The following is a 16,428-nucleotide window of genomic DNA, read 5'->3' on the forward strand; positions in this document are numbered from 1 at the left end:
GGGCTGTGGTTCGCGCTGCCCCTCACCCTGTCGCTGAGCTGCCTGGCCATCGCCCGGTTCGAGGCGCATCCGTACTCGCGCTGGGCCTCCCCGGCCGGGCAGCGGCTGCTGGGCGCGCTGGTGCGCAGGCCCGCCGGTGACGAGCGGTCGTTCCTGACCTCGGTCGCCGTACGCGGGATCCGCGCGATCGGCGAGCCGCAGCTGCGCGCCGCCTTCACCCACCGCGACCAGCCCTGGCGGGAGTGAGGGCGCCCGCGATGTCCCCGGCGGGGGCGTCGAGGGGCGCATAGGGGGCATTGGCGCCGACACCGGCCGGATGGTGCTTGCCTTCCCCGACTGCCAAACGAAATATCCCTTTTGTTGTCGCCGGGGCGTGGCCGCCGTGTCCTCGCCGCCGCACCGAAGGGATACGCGATGAGAGCTGCCGCCCTGTACTCGGCCGCCGGATCCTTGCTCCTGGCCACTCTGGCCGTCGCCCCGGCGGGCGGTGCGGCCGGGGCGCCCGCCGTCCCCGGCGCGGCCGAGCTGCGCGGCACCGAGGTGGCCGTGGCCCGGGCCCGCGCGGCGGGCATCGGCTTCGGCGCCTGTGCGACCGCCGACGTGCCGAAGGCGCCGAACGCTCTGCGGTGCGGCACGGTGACCGTCCCCCTCGACTACGCCCACCCGGACGGCCCGCAGATCGAGCTGACCGTCAGCCGGATGACGGCGACGCAGAAGGACCCCCGCAACAGCAAGCGGAAGGTCCCCCGGCAGGGCGCCCTCGTCTACAACCCGGGCGGCCCCGGCGCCTCGAGCATGTCGTTCCCGCTGCTCGGCGCGCTCCCGCAGTGGCAGCGGATCGCCTCCGCCTACGACCTGGTCGGCTACTCCCCGCGTGGCGTGGGCCGCTCCGCGCCGCTGTCCTGCGAGGACCCGCAGCGCTTCGTCAAGGGGCCCACCGCGTCGCCGGCGCACCCGTCGGAGGCGTACAAGCGGCAGCGCATCGCCCAGGCGAAGGCGTACGCCCGCGGCTGCGCCCGGCGCTCCGGGAGCAAGCTGCGCTTCTACACCTCGCTGAACAACGCCCGGGACCTGGATGTGCTGCGGGCCGCGCTGGGCGAGGACAGGCTGACGTTCATGGGGGCGTCGTACGGCACCTACTTCGGCGCGGTGTACGCGGCGATGTTCCCCTCGCACGTACGGCGCATGGTGCTGGACTCGGCGGTGAACCCCGCCCCGGAGAAGATCTGGTACCGGAACAACCTCGACCAGTCGGTGGCGTTCGAGGAGCGCTGGGCGGACTTCCGGGACTGGATCGCCCGCCACGACGACGTGTACCAGCTCGGGGACACCCCCGAGAAGGTGCAGCGCAGCTACGACACCGCCCGTGAGCGGCTGGCCGGGAAGGCGGCCGGCGGGAAGGTCGGTCCGGGCCAGCTGCAGAGCGCGTTCCTGCAGGCCGGGTACAACGACACCTACTGGCCGAGCCGGGCCGCGGCGCTGTCGGCCTATCTGCACGGCGACGCGAAGCAGCTGCTCCGGGTGGCCGTGCCGGGCGCGGCGGAGGCCGCGGAGGACGAGAACCTCAACGCGGTCTACACGGCCGTGGAGTGCAACGACGCGCCCTGGCCGACGGACTGGAAGGTCTGGGACCGGGACAACACCCGGCTCGCCCGGGTGGCGCCGTTCGAGACCTGGGACAACGCGTGGATGAACCTGCCCTGCGCGTACTGGCCGGCGCCCCGGCAGCAGCCCCTGGACGTGCGGACGGGGCAGGGCGAACTGCCGACGGTGCTGATCCTGGCGGCCGAGCGGGACGCGGCGACGCCGTACCCGGGCGCGCTGGAGATGAACCGGCGGCTGGCGGGCTCGGCCCTGGTGACCGAGCGGGACGCGGGGACGCACGGGATCGGGGGCGGGCCGAACGCGTGTGTCAACGGCCACCTCGAGGCGTATCTGCTGGAGGGCCGGGTGTCCGGGCGGCGCGCTTCGTGCGCGCCGCACCGGTTGCCTCCGGCGGTTGGGCCGACGAAAGAGACCAAGCGAGGCTCTCTGAGGAGTGGCCGGCGCTAGGGGCCTACTGGGGTGCCACACAACACCGTCCGGCGGCTGCGGGCCCGTTGTGGCTGGGCGCGCCGTTCCCCGCGCCCCTTACGGGGCGCCTTCAGGCCAGGCCTGCCACCAGTTCTGCGATGTCCTTGCGGCGGCCCGTGAAGAACGGGACTTCCTCGCGGACGTGCCTGCGGGCCTCGGAGCCGCGGAGGTGGCGCATGAGGTCGACGATGCGGTGGAGCTCGTCGGCCTCGAAGGCCAGGATCCACTCGTAGTCGCCGAGCGAGAAGGAGGCGACCGTGTTGGCGCGCACGTCCGGGTAGCCGCGGGCCATCTTGCCGTGGTCGGCGAGCATGCGGCGGCGGTCCTCGTCGGGCAGCAGGTACCAGTCGTAGGAGCGCACGAACGGGTAGACGCTGACGTAGTTGCGGGGCGTCTCGTCGGCGAGGAAGGCCGGGATGTGCGAGCGGTTGAACTCGGCCGGGCGGTGCAGCGCCATGTTCGACCAGACCGGCTCCAGCGCGCGGCCGAGCCTCGTGCGGCGGAAGAGGTTGTACGCCTCCTGCAGCTGGTCGCTGGTCTCGGCGTGCCACCAGATCATCAGGTCGGCGTCGGCGCGCAGGCCGGAGACGTCGTAGGTGCCGCGGATCGTCACGTCCTTGGCGGCGAGCTGGTCGAACAGCTCCTGGACCTCGTCGGCGTAACCCGCGCGGTCCTCCGGCAGCACGTCCTTGAGCTTGAAGACCGACCAGAGGGTGTAGCGGATGACCTCGTTGAGGTCCTTGGCCAGCTTGCCCTTGTTCGGGATCCTGCCGGACTCGGTGGTGGGGGCGTCGTCACTCATGGTCCCTATTCTCCCGCTCCGCCGTGGAGGCTCTGCACCGGGTTGGCCGTGAGCTCCCGGACTGCGGTCAGGTCGCCGCCGAGCTGGTCGACGGCCGCGTACGCGCTCGCGATGCACGCCGGGATGCCGACGCCGTCGTACGGCGCGCCGCACACCGCGAGGCCCGGCAGCTTGGCGACGTGCTCGCGGATGCGGGCCACGCGCGCGTGGTGCCCGACCGGGTACTGCGGGAGGCCGTCGGTCCAGCGGGTGACCCGGGTCCGCAGGGGTACGGCGTCCAGCCCGGTGGCCTCCCGCAGGTCGCGCCGGGAGACCTCGACCAGGCCGGCGTCGTCCCGCTGGAGGATCTCCGTCTCGCCGTGGCGGCCCACGGAGGTGCGCAGCACGACCACGTCCGGGTCCTCCTGGGCGATCCAGCCCCACTTGTGCGAGGCGAACGTGGACGCCTTGACGGTGCGGCCGTCGACGGGCGGGACCAGGAAGCCGCTGCCCTCGGGGAGCTGCGCGTCCGTGCGGCGGTAGGCGAGGGTGACCAGCGCCATCGAGGCGTACTCGACGGCGGCCAGTTCGGCGGCGGCCTCCGGGGACTCGGCGCGCAGCAGCCGCGCGGCGGCCGGGGCGGGTACGGCGACGATCACCGCGTCGGCGCTCAGCACGCGGTCCCCGGCGGTGATCCGCCAGCCGCCGGAGGCCTCCCGGCGCAGCTCGGTGACCGGAGTGCCGGTCAGGATCTCGCCGCCGCGTGCCCGGACGGAGTCGGCGACCGCGAGCGGCAGGGTGCCGACGCCGCCCTCGATGCCCATGAAGACCGGGCCGGTCTGCTGGTTCGCGGCCGCCCTGGCCTGGATCTCGCGGACTCCCTCCGTGAGGGAGGTGTGGGTGCGGGCGGCCTGGAAGAGCTGGGGGACGGCCGAGCGCATCGAGATGCGGTAGGCGTCGCCCGCGTAGACGCCGCCGAGCAGGGGCTCGACCAGGCGGTCGACGACCTCGCGGCCGAGGCGCGCGGCCACGAACTCCCCCACGGCCACGTCGTCGCCGATCTCGGTGCGCGGCAGCTCGGCGTCGCGCTCGATACGGGCGAGGCCCTCGTCGGAGAGCACGCCGGAGAGCGCGGCGGCGGTGCCGGGGACGCCCATCACATGGCCCTTGGGCATGGGGCGCAGGGCGCCGCGGGTCCAGATCGAGGCCGTCGCGGTGGCCGGCGGCTGGAGGCGCTCGGCCAGGCCCACCTCGCGGGCGAGGGCCACGGCCTCGGGGCGGCGGGCGAGCATCGACTCGGCGCCCAGGTCGACCCGCACGCCCGCGATCTCGCCGGGCAGCAGCTTGCCGCCGACCCGGTCCGCGGCCTCCAGCACGGTCACGCGGGTGCCGCGCCCGAGCAGCCGGTGGGCGGCGGCCAGCCCGGCGACCCCGGCCCCGATGACGACGACATGCCCGGTGCGCGTACCCGTTGCGTTCATGTCCCCCACTCTCTCAGACCCCACTGACACGTCCGCCGGGGCCCGAGGCCAGCGCGCCGGCGGCCCGGTGTCCGCGCCGAGTCCGGACCGTGACCGCTTCGGAACCGCCCGGCTCCAACGTTTCGGCGCCCCCGGGCGTCGAAGGAGCGTCAATGCTGTCGGCCCCGGGGGTACCGCCCATGCGCGCATCACGTTCCGCACGACCCGCACGCTCGTTCCGGGCCCTGGCGGGGCTCCTGTTCGCCGCCTCCCTCGCCCTCGCCGGCTGCAGCAGTGCCGGTGACTCGGGCGGCGGCGCCTCGGCGAAGAGCGCGGCGAAGGGCGCCGACGCGGCCGCCGGACCGGGCGCGGCCGGCAACTCGAAGCCGGCCCCGAAGACACCCCGGCTCGTCCAGAGCGCGATCATCCGCACGGCGACGCTCACCCTCCAGGTGAAGGACGTCCCGAAGGCCCTGGACCAGGCCCGGACCACCGCCGAGGACGCGGGCGGTTACGTCGGCGAGGAGAGCACGAGCCGGGGCGCCGACGGCCATGAGCACACCCAGGTGGTGCTGCGGGTGCCGAGCGAGCGCTACGACACGGTGCTGGCCGGGCTCCAGGGCACGGGCAGGCTGATCGACCGCACCGCCAAGGCCGAGGACGTCACCGATCAGGTCGTCGACGTGGACAGCCGGGTCACGTCGCAGCGGGCCAGCGTGGACCGGATCCGGGCGCTGATGGACCGGGCGACCAAGCTGAGCGATGTGGTCGCGCTGGAGGGCGAGTTGAGCACCCGTCAGGCCGACCTGGAGTCGCTGCTGGCCCAGCAGGCGTCCCTGAAGGACCGCACGAGCTTCGCCACCATCACGCTGTCGCTGTCCGAGACGCCGGTGAAGAAGGCGGCCGGTGACCACTCCCCCGGCGTCACCGACGCCCTGTCGGGCGGCTGGCACGTGTTCGTGACCATCCTGCGCTGGATCGTCCTCGCGCTCGGCGCCGCCCTGCCGTTCCTGGCGTGCGCGGCCCTGCTGACGTTGCTGTGGCTGCGGATCGTACGGCCGCGGCTGCCGCGCCGGCCGGAGCCCGCGCCCGCGATGACCGCGCTGGGCCCGCTGCCGTCGGCCGACCCGGCGCCGGGACCCTCCGGGGAGCGGCCGGAGAGGGACTGAAATGCCCACGCCCCGTAGCGTGTTCCCATGAGCATGGGTGAGGTGCGGGGCGGGACGGAACGACTGGTCGTGATCGGCGGTGACGCCGCGGGGATGTCCGCGGCGTCACAGGCACGCCGGCTGAAGGGGCCCGGGGAGCTGGAGATCGTGGCCTTCGAACGCGGCCACTTCACCTCCTTCTCGGCGTGCGGCATCCCGTACTGGGTGGGCGGCGACGTCCCCGAACGCGACGCCCTGATCGCCCGCGCCCCCGAGGAGCACCGGGCACGCGGGATCGATCTGCGGCTGCGCACCGAGGTCACGGAGATCGACGTGGCCGGGCAGCGGGTACGCGCGCGTGACGTCGATTCCGGCGCCGAGTCCTGGACGTCGTACGACAAACTCGTCATCGCGACCGGCGCCCGCCCGGTCCGCCCCGACCTGCCCGGCGCGGACGCCCCCGGGGTGCACGGCGTGCAGACCCTGGACGACGGCCAGGCCCTGCTGGACACGCTGGCACGCACGCGTGGCCGACGCGCGGTGGTCGTCGGCGCCGGGTACATCGGCGTGGAGATGGCGGAGGCACTGATCAACCGCGGTTTCGAGGTGACGGTCGTCAACCGCGGCAAGGAGCCCATGTCGACGCTCGACGCGGACATGGGCCGCCTGGTGCACCGGGCCATGGAGGGCCTCGGCATCACCATGGTCAACGACGCCGAGGTCACCAAGATCCTCACCGGGGAGGACGGGCGGGCCCGCGCGGTGGCCACCGAGGACGCCGAGTACCCGGCGGACGTGGTGGTCCTCGGCATCGGGGTCCGCCCCGAGACCTCTCTCGCGAAGGCCGCGGGCCTCCCCCTCGGCGCCCATGGCGGCCTGCTCACCGACCTCGCGATGCGGGTGCGCGGCCACGGGAACATCTGGGCGGGCGGCGACTGCGTGGAGGTGCTGAACCTGGTCTCCGGCCAGGACCAGTACGTCCCGCTCGGCACCCACGCCAACAAGCACGGCCAGGTCATCGGCACCAACGCCGGCGGCGGTTACGCCACGTTCCCGGGTGTGGTCGGCACGGCGGTCAGCAAGGTCTGCGACCTGGAGATCGCCCGCACCGGTCTGCGCGAGAAGGACGCCGACCGGGTGGGCCTGCGGTACGAGACGGTCACCATCGAGTCCACCAGCCGCGCCGGCTACTACCCCGGCGCCTCCCCGATGACGGTCAAGATGCTCGCCGAACGCCGCACGGGCCGGCTGCTCGGCGTCCAGATCGTCGGCCGGGAGGGCGCGGCCAAGCGGGTCGACATCGCGGCGGTGGCGCTGACCGCGCGGATGACGGTGGAACAGATGACGGCCCTGGACCTGGGCTACGCCCCGCCCTTCTCACCGGTGTGGGACCCGGTCCTGGTGGCGGCGAGAAAGGCGGCGGCGAAGGTACGCGTGTCCTAGGCCGTTCCGCTGATGCGGGGCAGCGCGGAGACCGCGGCCGGTGGCTGCTCTCCGGCGGGTTTCGCGTGGGTGGCCGTCGGGCGGGTGGAGCGGAGCCGGTAGCTCACCGCTTCGTCCAGCGTCACGGGCCGCTGCATCTGCGAAGCGAGCCGCCCCGCTTCCTGGCCGAGGCGTGCGACGTCCTCCCAGGGGAGCCGTACGGTCAGAGAGATCTCCGCCTCGCCGTCGGGCAGCGCGTGCATCGGAGGAGTCATTCGTTCACTCATCGCCTGTCCTCACGTCGGTTGAGAACAGATACGCAGAACCGCCCGGCGCCGTTCACCGGTTCGCCCGCCGCATCCCGGGCACTACTTCTGTGTGGTCATCCCCGTCCATGACGTGAACCCGGTGCGCCGCACCCCCTGGGTGACGTACGCCCTCATCGCCGCGAACGTCCTGGTGTTCGTCGGCATGCCCGGCATAGCAGGGTCCGTGGCCGGCGGCAGCGATCTGGCGCAGCTGTGCCATCTGCAGGCCTTCATGGACCGCTACGCGGCGGTCCCCAGAGAGCTGATCCACCATCAGCTGCCCCGGCTGGTCCCGACGGGCGGCGTCGGTGTGGGCCCGCACGGGCCGGGCTGTGTGGTGGCGCCGCCGGGCTACGCCAAGTCGCCGCCGCTGTCGGTCCTCACGGCGATGTTCCTGCACGGCAGCTGGCTGCACCTGCTCGGCAACATGCTCTTCCTGCTGATCTTCGGCAACAACGTCGAGGACCGGATGGGCCACATCCGCTTCCTCCTCTTCTACGTCGTCTGCGGTTACGCGGCCGGATACGGTTTCGCGCTGCTCAACGACACCTCGGGCGACCCGCTGATCGGCGCGTCCGGCGCGATCGCGGGGGTGCTCGGCGCCTACATCGTGCTGTGGCCGAGGGCGCGGGTGTGGGTCCTCGTGCCGTTCCTGGTCTTCCTGCCGCTGCGGCTGCCCGCCTGGCTGGTGCTGGGCTTCTGGTTCGCGCTGCAGGCGGTGTACTCGTCCGGGCACGCGGTCACCGGCGCCGGAACCGTGGCGTACGCGGCGCACGTGGTCGGCTTCCTGGCCGGCATGCTGTTCGCCTGGCCGCTCAAGCCCGGCACGCCGCCCCCGCCGGAGCCGCGCGGCCTGCTGTTCGGCAGGCGGGCGCGGCCCCGTCACACGTGGTGAGTCAGCGCGCGGTCGCGGTGTGGACGTAGTCCACGAGCCGGGTCAGCGCGTCCGGGTCGGTGTTCGGCATGACGCCGTGGCCCAGGTTGAAGACATGGCCCTCAAGCCCGGCGGCCGCGTCCAGCACCTCGCGGGCCTTGGTCTCCACGGTGTCCTTGTCGGTGAACAGGACCGTCGGGTCGAGGTTGCCCTGGAGCGCCTTGCCGGGGCCGACGCGGCGCTGCGCCTCGTCCAGCGGGACGCGCCAGTCGACACCGACGACGTCCGCGCCGGCCTCGCCCATGAGCTTCAGCAGCTCACCGGAGCCGACACCGAAGTGGATGCGCGGGACGCCGTAGCCGGAGACGGCCTCGAAGACCTTCGCGGAGGCGGGCATGACCGAGCGCCGGTAGTCCGCCGGGGCGAGGGCGCCGACCCAGGAGTCGAACAGCTGGACCGCGCTCGCGCCGGCCTCGATCTGCACCTTCAGGAAGGCGGCCGTGATGTCGGCGAGGCGGTCCAGCAGCTCGGCCCAGAGCTCGGGGTCGCCGTACATCATCGCCTTGGCGTTCTCGAACGTGCGCGAGGGACCGCCCTCGACCAGGTAGCTCGCGAGGGTGAAAGGCGCGCCGGCGAAACCGATCAGCGGGGTCGCGCCCAGCTCCTTGGTGAGCAGGCCGATCGCCTCGGTGACGTAGGGGACGTCCTCGGGGGTGAGGTCGCGCAGCCGGGCCAGGTCGGCACGGGTGCGGATGGGGTCGTCGACGACCGGGCCGACGCCCGGCTTGATGTCGAGGCCGAGGCCGATGGCCTTCAGCGGGACGACGATGTCGCTGTAGTAGATCGCCGCGTCCACCTGGTGCCGGCGCACCGGCTGCAGCGTGATCTCGGTGACCAGCTCGGGCCGCGTGCAGGACTCCAGCATGGGGATGCCCTCGCGCACCTTGAGGTACTCGGGCAGCGAGCGGCCGGCCTGGCGCATGAACCACACCGGGGTGTGCGGCACGGGTTCGCGCCTGCACGCCTTGAGGAAGGCGCTGTCGTACGTCGCTGTCGGCTGCATGCTGGTGTTGGCGGTCACGGGGCAAGTTTCGCATGCCGCGGGATCGGGCCTCGCCCGGAGTCACGGTCGCCGTGGGGCCGGGCCGGTGCCGGCGCGGTCGCGGCGGGTCCACGGGCGCCCGCGCACGGCGCGACTGCCCGCGTCCACCTGCTGTGTCTTGCCCTGCACGAAGCCGCGCTTCCCCTTACTCTTCCCGGCATGGCTGCGGCTCACGGACGAATGTCGGACAGCGCTGACGGAATGGACGACGTGAAGGACACCGAGGAGGCGGACCGGCACTCCGGTGCTCCGGGCCCGCCGGCGTTCCGGGCCGCGGTCGACGCCCTGCGCAGCAGCCGGCTGCGGCCGCAGGTCGAGGTGGAGCCCACGCCGGCCCCGCAGCGGCTCGCTCCGTACGCGTACGCGCTGGAGGCCGTGGTGGTCGACGGCGAACAGGAGCTGGCCGACGGGCGACTGGTGCTGCTGCACGATCCGGCGGGCCACGACGCCTGGCAGGGGACCTTCCGGCTGGTGACGCTGGTGCGCGCGGAGCTGGAGGCGGAGATGGCCACCGATCCGCTGCTGCCCGAGGTGTGCTGGTCGTGGCTGACCGGGGCGCTGCAGGCGCGCGGGCTCGGCTACGGCGAGCCGAGCGGGACGATCACACGGGCGAGTTCGCACTACTTCGGTGGGCTGGCCGAGCGGCCGGCGGCCTCACAGATCGAGATCCGGGCGTCGTGGACGCCCCGCGAGGGTCTCGGCGGAGTGCCGGACACGGCCTCCCACCTGGCCTCCTGGTGCGATCTGCTGGCCCAGGTCGCGGGGCTGCCGCCGGCCGGTCCGGGCGATGCCTCGGTGGTGACGCTGCCGCAGCGCAGGGGTCCGCAGTCACGGTGACCGAGGCGGTCATACCGGCCGTTTCATCCGCATGGGCGCCTTATTGACCATCTCTTTGTCGATACGGCCACTTTCCGACCCCGAATGACACCCGCTCGAACCGATTCGATCTTCGGATGATCGATCGCGTGTCCGAATTGCACAGATTGTTACTCACTAGATCGTGATCATTCTCTAAAGGCGGACGAGTTTGCTGCCGAAGACGACTGTGACCTTGAAAGCACGGTTCGTCCCGGCTTCCTCCCCAAAGCCGGCCCCGTCCCCCCACCCAGGAGGCCTGGTGTCCGTTCTCCTCGAGCAGCCCGCAAGCCTGGTCGCCTACCGCCCGAACAAGCCGACCGCCATGGTGGTCGTGGCCGACCCGCGCGTCCGTTCCACCGTCACCCGCCATCTGTGGGCGCTCGGAGTGCGCGATGTCATCGAAGCCTCGTCCATCGCGGAGGCTCGTCCCCGCATCGGCAACCCGCGCGACATCTGCGTCGCCGACGTCCACCTGCCCGACGGCTCGGGCCTGACCCTGCTGTCCGAGACCCGTGCCGCGGGCTGGCCCAACGGGCTGGCGCTGTCCGCCGCCGACGACATCGGCGCGGTGCGCAACGCCCTGGCCGGCGGGGTCAAGGGGTACGTCGTCACCGGCACCCGCACCAACCTCGGCCTGCCCACCCGGCCCGGCGCCGCTCCCCTCGGCGCCGCTCGGATGCACCGCCGCCCCCCGGGTGCCCCGAGCCACCCGGGCGGCTACCGCGAGCTGTCCGGCCGCGAGGTCGAGGTGCTGCGGCTGGTCGCGGAGGGTCAGTCGAACAAGGCGATCGGCGTCTCCATGGGCCTGTCCGCCCTGACCGTCAAGAGCCACCTCGCCCGCATCGCGCGCAAGCTGGGCACGGGCGACCGGGCCGGCATGGTGGCCGTGGCCCTGCGCACCGGGATCATCCACTGAGCGGACGGAGCAGCCCACGGTTCACTCACGTGAACGGCACCTTTCACCGGCCTGACTGGTTTACGACCCTCCGGCGCCCGTCGACGGAACGTTCCGTCGACGGGCGCCGTCGACACACGGATACCCTTGACAGGTGACCGACGCCCAAGACACCGCAGCAGACAGCACCCGGCGCAGCTCCGGAGGCACCCCTCCGGACGACGCCGGATCTTCTGTACTGGGGGCGCCGACACCGCTGCTCGAACCCCGCGAGGGCATTCCGCCCGTCGTCGCCGACGTCGGCGGGCTCGCCGAGGTGGTCGCCGCCTTCGCCGCGGGCTCCGGCCCGGTCGCCGTCGACGCCGAGCGCGCCTCCGGCTACCGCTACGGCCAGCGCGCCTACCTCGTGCAGCTGCGCCGCGAGGGCGCCGGAACCGCGCTGATCGACCCCGTGGCCTGCCCCGACCTGTCCAAGCTCGGCGATGTGCTCTCCGGCGTCGAGTGGGTACTGCACGCCGCCACCCAGGACCTGCCCTGCCTGCGCGAAATAGGCATGGTGCCGACCCGGCTGTTCGACACCGAGCTGGCCGGCCGGCTCGCCGGGTTCCCCCGGGTCGGCCTCGGCGCCATGGTCGAGAACGTGCTCGGCTTCGTCCTGGAGAAGGGCCACTCCGCCGTCGACTGGTCGACCCGGCCGCTCCCCGAGCCGTGGCTCCGGTACGCCGCGCTCGACGTGGAACTCCTCGTCGACCTGCGCGACGCCCTGGAGAAGGAGCTGGACCGGCAGGGCAAGCTGGAGTGGGCCCTGCAGGAGTTCGACGCGATCGCGGCGGCGCCGCCGGCCGAGCCGAGGAAGGACCCGTGGCGTCGTACGTCCGGGATGCACAAGGTGCGCAGGCGCCGGCAGCTCGGTGTCGTGCGGGAGCTGTGGGAGACGCGGGACCGGATCGCGCGGAAGCGGGACGTGTCACCGGGCAAGGTCCTCAGTGACGCCGCCATCGTGGAGGCGGCGCTCGCTCTTCCGGCCGGCGTCCACGCGCTCGCCGCGCTGAACGGGTTCGGGCACCGGATGGGGCGGCGGCAGCTGGAGCAGTGGCAGGCGGCGGTCGACCGGGCCAAGGCCCTGCCGGAGTCCGCGCTGCCGCAGCCGGGTCAGCCGGTGACGGGGCCTCCGCCGCCGCGGGCCTGGGCCGACAAGGATCCCGCCGCCGCGGCACGGCTGTCCGCGGCACGGGCGGGGGTCACCGCGCTCGCCGAGCGGCTCAACATGCCCCAGGAGAACGTGGTGTCCCCGGACACCGTGCGACGCATCTGCTGGGAGCCGCCGAAGGTGGTGGACACCGGGTCCGTGGAGCGTGCCCTCGCGGGGTACGGCGCGCGCGCGTGGCAGGTGGAACTGGTGGCGCCGGTGCTGGTGAGCGCGCTGTCGGCGAAGGGGGACTGAACCGGGGAGGTCGAGATCACGCCAAGATCCCGCACCTTCCGGCAGCCCGGATCGCCGCGAGGCCGATCCGGTACGACGGCTCCACCCGCGGTGTGACGTTCACCGCTCCCCCGGGCAGGACTGTGCAGCTACGTTACTCATAAGTAGCATGGGGCCTGAGCGCGCGCTCAGCGCAACGCAGCAGTGCCATCCCGCACAGGAGGAGAGCCATCGTGCCTCGTACCGTCAGGGACGTCGTCTTCGTCGACGGCGTCCGCACCCCGTTCGGCAAGGCGGGCCCGAAGGGCATCTACCACGAGACCCGCGCCGACGACCTTGTCGTGAAGGCGATCCGGGAGCTGCTGCGCCGCAACCCCGGTCTGGACCCGAAGAAGATCGACGAGGTCGCCATCGCCGCGACCACGCAGATCGGTGACCAGGGTCTGACCCTGGGCCGTACCGCCGGCATCCTCGCGGGCCTGCCGCAGTCCGTGCCCGGTTACTCGATCGACCGCATGTGCGCCGGCGCCCTGACCGCCGTGACGACCACCGCCGGTTCGATCGCGTTCGGCGCCTACGACGCCGTCATCGCCGGTGGCGTGGAGCACATGGGCCGCCACCCGATGGGCGAGGGCGTGGACCCGAACCCGCGGTTCGTCTCCGAGAAGCTGGTCGACGAGTCCGCCCTGTTCATGGGCATGACCGCGGAGAACCTGCACGACCGCTACCCGCAGATCACCAAGCTGCGCGCCGACGAGTACGCGGTGCGCTCGCAGGAGAAGGCCGCCAAGGCGTACGCCAACGGCAAGATCCAGCAGGACCTGGTGCCGATCTCGGTGCGCCGCACCAACGCGGAGGCCGGTGAGACGGGCTGGGGCCTGGTCACCGCCGACGAGCCGATGCGCCCGGGCACCACCCTGGAGAACCTGTCCGGCCTGAAGACCCCGTTCCGCGTGCACGGCCGGGTCACCGCGGGCAACGCGGCCGGTCTGAACGACGGCGCGACCGCCTCGATCATCGCTTCCGAGGACTTCGCCCGCGAGAACGGCCTGCCGGTCAAGATGCGCCTCGTCTCCTACGCCTTCGCGGGCGTGGAGCCGGAGGTCATGGGCTACGGCCCGATCCCGGCGACCGAGAAGGCGCTCGCCAAGGCGGGGCTGTCCATCTCGGACATCGGCCTGTTCGAGATCAACGAGGCCTTCGCCGTCCAGGTCCTGGCCTTCCTCGACCACTACGGCATCGCGGACGACGACGAGCGCGTCAACCAGTACGGCGGCGCCATCGCCTTCGGTCACCCGCTGGCCTCCTCCGGCGTCCGCCTGATGACGCAGCTGGCCCGCCAGTTCGAGGAGCAGCCGCACGTCCGCTACGGCCTGACCACCATGTGCGTCGGCTTCGGCATGGGCGCGACGGTCATCTGGGAGAACCCGCACTTCGAGGGGGACAAGTGAGCACCACCGCCGAGCTTCTGAAGCAGGCCTCCGAACTGTTCCCGGACGAGGTCGTCACCAGCGCGCACGTCCGCCACTTCGACCTGCCGTCCGGCGCGGGCCGCTTCGCGCTGATCACGCTGGACAACGGCTTCGACCACACCAAGCCGACCACCTTCGGCCCCGGCTCGCTGGCGAACCTGAACGCCGCCATCGACCAGGTCGAGAAGGAGGCGGCGGACGGCGAGATCGTCGGCGTCGGCATCACCGGCAAGCCGTTCATCTTCGCGGTCGGCGCCGACCTCAAGGGCGTGGAGATCCTCAAGGAGCGCGAGCACGCGCTGGCCATCGGCAAGGGCGGCCACGACGTCTTCAAGCGCCTGGCGAACCTGGCCGTGCCGACCTTCGCCTACTACAACGGCGCGGCGATGGGCGGCGGCGTCGAGGTCGGTCTGCACTGCACCTACCGGACCGTCTCCAAGGCGATCCCGGCGTTCTCGCTCCCCGAGGTCTTCCTCGGCCTGGTCCCCGGCTGGGGCGGCTGCACCCTGCTGCCGAACCTGATCGGCGCCGACAAGGCCGTCTCGGTCGTCATCGAGAACTCGCTGAACCAGAACAAGCAGCTCAAGGGCAAGCAGGTCTTCGAGCTCGGCATCGCCGACGCGCTCTTCGAGGGCGCGGACTTCCTGGAGCAGTCGCTGATCTGGACCGCGCAGGTCCTTAAGGGCGACATCCAGGTCGAGCGCCCGGTGATCGACCGCGGCGAGGCCTGGGACCAGGCCGTCGCCAAGGGCCGGTTCATCGCGGACTCCAAGGTGCACGGTGCGGCCCCGGCCGCCTACCGTGCCCTCGACATCATCGCGGCCGCCAAGAACGGCGACCTGCAGCAGGGTTACGACGCCGAGGACCAGGCCCTCGCCGACCTGATCATGGGTGGCGAACTGCGCGCGGGCATCTACGCGTTCAACCTCGTCCAGAAGCGCGGCAAGCGTCCCGCCGGCGCCCCGGACAAGAACCTGGCCCGCCCGGTCACCAAGGTCGGCGTCGTCGGCGCCGGTCTGATGGCTTCGCAGCTCGCCCTGCTCTTCCTTCGCCGCCTGGAGGTGCCGGTCGTGCTCACCGACATCGACCAGGAGCGCGTCGACAAGGGTGTGGGCTACGTCCACGCCGAGATCGACAAGCTGCTCGGCAAGGGCCGCATCAACCAGGACAAGGCCAACCGCCTCAAGGCGCTGGTGACCGGTGTCCTGGACAAGGCGGAGGGCTTCTCCGACGCGGACTTCGTCATCGAGGCCGTGTTCGAGGAGATCGGCGTCAAGCAGCAGGTGTTCGCGGAGGTCGAGGCGGTCGCCCCGGCGCACGCGATCCTCGCGACCAACACCTCCTCGCTGTCGGTGTCGGAGATGGCGTCGAAGCTGAAGCACCCCGAGCGGGTCGTCGGCTTCCACTTCTTCAACCCGGTCGCGGTGCTGCCGCTGCTGGAGATCGTCCGCGGTGAGAAGACCGACGACGCGTCGCTCGCGACCGCGTTCGCCGTCGCCAAGAAGCTGAAGAAGACCGCGGTGCTGGTCAAGGACGCCCCGGCGTTCGTCGTGAACCGCATCCTGACCCGCTTCATGGGTGAGATCCAGAACGTCATCGACGAGGGCACCCCGGTCGAGGTCGCCGAGAAGGCCGTCGAGCCGCTCGGTCTGCCGATGTCCCCGCTGGTGCTGCTGGAGCTGGTCGGCCCGGCGATCGGCCTGCACGTCTCGGAGACCCTCAACCGGGCCTTCCCGGACCGCTTCACGGTCTCCCCGAACCTCGCGGCCGTCGTCAAGGCGGGCAAGCGCGGCTTCTACGTCTACGACAGCGGCAAGCCGGAGCTGGACCCGGAGGTCGCCGCGCTGCTGAAGCAGGGCGATGTGGTCCTGACGGAGGAGCAGGTCCGGGCCCGTGTCCTGGACGCGGTGGCGCAGGAGATCGGGCTCATGCTCGACGAGGGCGTCGTCGCCGAGGCCCAGGACATCGACCTGTGCCTCATCACCGGCGCCGGCTGGCCCTTCCACCTGGGCGGCATCACGCCGTACCTGGACCGCGAGGGCGTCTCCGAGCGGGTGAACGGCAAGACGTTCCTGGCGCAGGGCGTGGCGAGCGTCCCGGCGTAAGGCACCGCGTACGGTCGTACGATGCCCGGCACATTGGGGTGTGCCGGGCATCGGCGTGTTCAGGAGCCGGAGTGTTCAGGACCCGGCGTGGTCAGGCCTCGGCGTGTTCAGGCTTCCACCGGGCGGTCGTGCTCCACGTGGACGACGTGCAGCTCCGTGCCGTCCCGGTCGCGCCGGGAGCGTCCGAGGATGCCGACGGCCAGGTGCGAGGGATCGGCGGAGTCCGCCAGCGGGACGAAGGTGACGACGTCCGGGTGATGGCCCGTCACCAGCCAGCCCTCGCCGTTCTTCAGTTCGAGCACACGGAAGTCGCCCGCCGGACCGCCCACGTGCACGGGGCCGTACGCGCGCAGGATCTCGGTGGCCCGGTCGGCGGTCGCTTCCCCGGCCTCCTCCAGCACCACGCACGTGCCGTGCTCGAACAGCACCCATGGTTTGCCGGATCCGGCCAGGAGACGGCGCCAGGTGTCGATCAGGGTCTCGGTGTCCACGCCGGCCATCATGCCG

General features: G+C 72.3%; 14 protein-coding genes and 1 pseudogene. 10 read left to right on the forward strand and 5 right to left on the reverse strand.

The annotated features are described in order from the left end of the window. Positions 1-246 (forward strand): annotated as a pseudogene (locus ABB07_RS40645) (TIGR04222 domain-containing membrane protein); the annotation flags it as partial. A 168-nt stretch (positions 247-414) separates the two neighbouring features. Continuing rightward, entirely contained in the window at positions 415-2,052 is a 1,638-nt protein-coding gene (locus ABB07_RS08425; protein ID WP_208898137.1) for an alpha/beta hydrolase, read from the forward strand. Positions 2,053-2,143: 91 nt separating this feature from the next. On the opposite strand, the gene hemQ is transcribed toward ABB07_RS08425, so the two are convergent. Both hemQ and hemG read right to left on the reverse strand, forming a co-directional pair. Next, positions 2,144-2,875 carry a hydrogen peroxide-dependent heme synthase gene (gene hemQ, locus ABB07_RS08430; RefSeq protein ID WP_208898138.1) on the reverse strand — a complete coding sequence of 244 codons (732 nt, stop codon included), beginning with the start codon at positions 2,873-2,875 and terminating at the stop codon, positions 2,144-2,146. A gap of 5 nt (positions 2,876-2,880) precedes the next feature. Further along, positions 2,881-4,335: a protoporphyrinogen oxidase gene (hemG, locus tag ABB07_RS08435; RefSeq protein ID WP_208898139.1), complete on the reverse strand. Its 1,455-nt coding sequence runs from the start codon at positions 4,333-4,335 to the stop codon at positions 2,881-2,883. Between the two features lie 179 nt (positions 4,336-4,514). On the opposite strand from hemG, the gene ABB07_RS08440 reads away from it, so the two are divergent. Both ABB07_RS08440 and ABB07_RS08445 read left to right on the forward strand, forming a co-directional pair. Then, a complete protein-coding gene (locus tag ABB07_RS08440) occupies positions 4,515-5,483 on the forward strand; it encodes a DUF4349 domain-containing protein (protein ID WP_208898140.1) in 969 nt (322 codons plus the stop codon). A 27-nt stretch (positions 5,484-5,510) separates the two neighbouring features. After that, on the forward strand, positions 5,511-6,905 hold the full coding sequence (locus tag ABB07_RS08445) for an FAD-dependent oxidoreductase (RefSeq protein WP_208898141.1): 1,395 nt from the start codon (positions 5,511-5,513) through the stop codon (positions 6,903-6,905). On the opposite strand, the gene ABB07_RS08450 is transcribed toward ABB07_RS08445, so the two are convergent. Beyond that, positions 6,902-7,171 carry a hypothetical protein gene (locus ABB07_RS08450; RefSeq protein ID WP_079049084.1) on the reverse strand — a complete coding sequence of 90 codons (270 nt, stop codon included), beginning with the start codon at positions 7,169-7,171 and terminating at the stop codon, positions 6,902-6,904. The two genes, ABB07_RS08445 and ABB07_RS08450, sit on opposite strands and share 4 nt — an antisense overlap. Positions 7,172-7,262: 91 nt before the next feature. On the opposite strand from ABB07_RS08450, the gene ABB07_RS08455 reads away from it, so the two are divergent. After that, positions 7,263-8,087, forward strand: coding sequence for a rhomboid family intramembrane serine protease (locus tag ABB07_RS08455; protein WP_208898142.1), 825 nt, complete (start codon positions 7,263-7,265; stop codon positions 8,085-8,087). A 1-nt stretch (position 8,088) separates the two neighbouring features. Here the strand turns inward: ABB07_RS08455 and hemE are convergent, their stop codons facing one another. Then, positions 8,089-9,129 carry a uroporphyrinogen decarboxylase gene (hemE, locus tag ABB07_RS08460; protein WP_244189742.1) on the reverse strand — a complete coding sequence of 347 codons (1,041 nt, stop codon included), beginning with the start codon at positions 9,127-9,129 and terminating at the stop codon, positions 8,089-8,091. Positions 9,130-9,327: 198 nt separating this feature from the next. On the opposite strand from hemE, the gene ABB07_RS08465 reads away from it, so the two are divergent. From ABB07_RS08465 to ABB07_RS08485, 5 genes are all read left to right on the forward strand, one after another. Continuing rightward, positions 9,328-10,005 (forward strand): DUF3000 domain-containing protein, encoded by a 678-nt coding sequence (locus ABB07_RS08465; protein WP_208898144.1) that lies wholly within the window; start codon positions 9,328-9,330, stop codon positions 10,003-10,005. 280 nt (positions 10,006-10,285) lie between these two features. Then, the gene (locus tag ABB07_RS08470) at positions 10,286-10,942 is read left to right on the forward strand and encodes a response regulator transcription factor (RefSeq protein WP_055709811.1); all 657 of its coding nucleotides are present in this window, start codon (positions 10,286-10,288) and stop codon (positions 10,940-10,942) included. A 133-nt stretch (positions 10,943-11,075) separates the two neighbouring features. After that, positions 11,076-12,365 carry a ribonuclease D gene (locus tag ABB07_RS08475; protein ID WP_208898145.1) on the forward strand — a complete coding sequence of 430 codons (1,290 nt, stop codon included), beginning with the start codon at positions 11,076-11,078 and terminating at the stop codon, positions 12,363-12,365. A gap of 212 nt (positions 12,366-12,577) precedes the next feature. Next, the gene (locus ABB07_RS08480; RefSeq protein WP_055706319.1) at positions 12,578-13,795 is read left to right on the forward strand and encodes a thiolase family protein; all 1,218 of its coding nucleotides are present in this window, start codon (positions 12,578-12,580) and stop codon (positions 13,793-13,795) included. Then, positions 13,792-15,921 (forward strand): 3-hydroxyacyl-CoA dehydrogenase NAD-binding domain-containing protein, encoded by a 2,130-nt coding sequence (locus ABB07_RS08485; RefSeq protein WP_208898146.1) that lies wholly within the window; start codon positions 13,792-13,794, stop codon positions 15,919-15,921. The genes ABB07_RS08480 and ABB07_RS08485 overlap by 4 nt, the downstream gene beginning before the upstream one ends. A gap of 107 nt (positions 15,922-16,028) precedes the next feature. On the opposite strand, the gene ABB07_RS08490 is transcribed toward ABB07_RS08485, so the two are convergent. Continuing rightward, a complete protein-coding gene (locus tag ABB07_RS08490) occupies positions 16,029-16,421 on the reverse strand; it encodes a hypothetical protein (protein ID WP_208903338.1) in 393 nt (130 codons plus the stop codon). Between the last annotated feature and the right edge of the window lie 7 nt (positions 16,422-16,428).

The sequence above is a fragment of the Streptomyces incarnatus genome, from assembly GCF_001027185.1.
Lineage (GTDB): Bacteria > Actinomycetota > Actinomycetes > Streptomycetales > Streptomycetaceae > Streptomyces > Streptomyces puniciscabiei.

Bases quoted from the DNA above. Each gene is read 5' to 3' on its own strand.
- ABB07_RS08450 (WP_079049084.1), bottom strand. From the start codon at position 7,171: ATGAGTGAACGAATGACTCCTCCGATGCACGCGCTGCCCGACGGCGAG.
- ABB07_RS08490 (WP_208903338.1), bottom strand. From the start codon at position 16,421: ATGGCCGGCGTGGACACCGAGACCCTGATCGACACCTGGCGCCGTCTC.
- hemQ (WP_208898138.1), bottom strand. From the start codon at position 2,875: ATGAGTGACGACGCCCCCACCACCGAGTCCGGCAGGATCCCGAACAAG.
- hemE (WP_244189742.1), bottom strand. From the start codon at position 9,129: ATGCAGCCGACAGCGACGTACGACAGCGCCTTCCTCAAGGCGTGCAGG.
- ABB07_RS08445 (WP_208898141.1), top strand. From the start codon at position 5,511: ATGAGCATGGGTGAGGTGCGGGGCGGGACGGAACGACTGGTCGTGATC.
- hemG (WP_208898139.1), bottom strand. From the start codon at position 4,335: ATGAACGCAACGGGTACGCGCACCGGGCATGTCGTCGTCATCGGGGCC.
- ABB07_RS08440 (WP_208898140.1), top strand. From the start codon at position 4,515: ATGCGCGCATCACGTTCCGCACGACCCGCACGCTCGTTCCGGGCCCTG.
- ABB07_RS08465 (WP_208898144.1), top strand. From the start codon at position 9,328: ATGGCTGCGGCTCACGGACGAATGTCGGACAGCGCTGACGGAATGGAC.
- ABB07_RS08425 (WP_208898137.1), top strand. From the start codon at position 415: ATGAGAGCTGCCGCCCTGTACTCGGCCGCCGGATCCTTGCTCCTGGCC.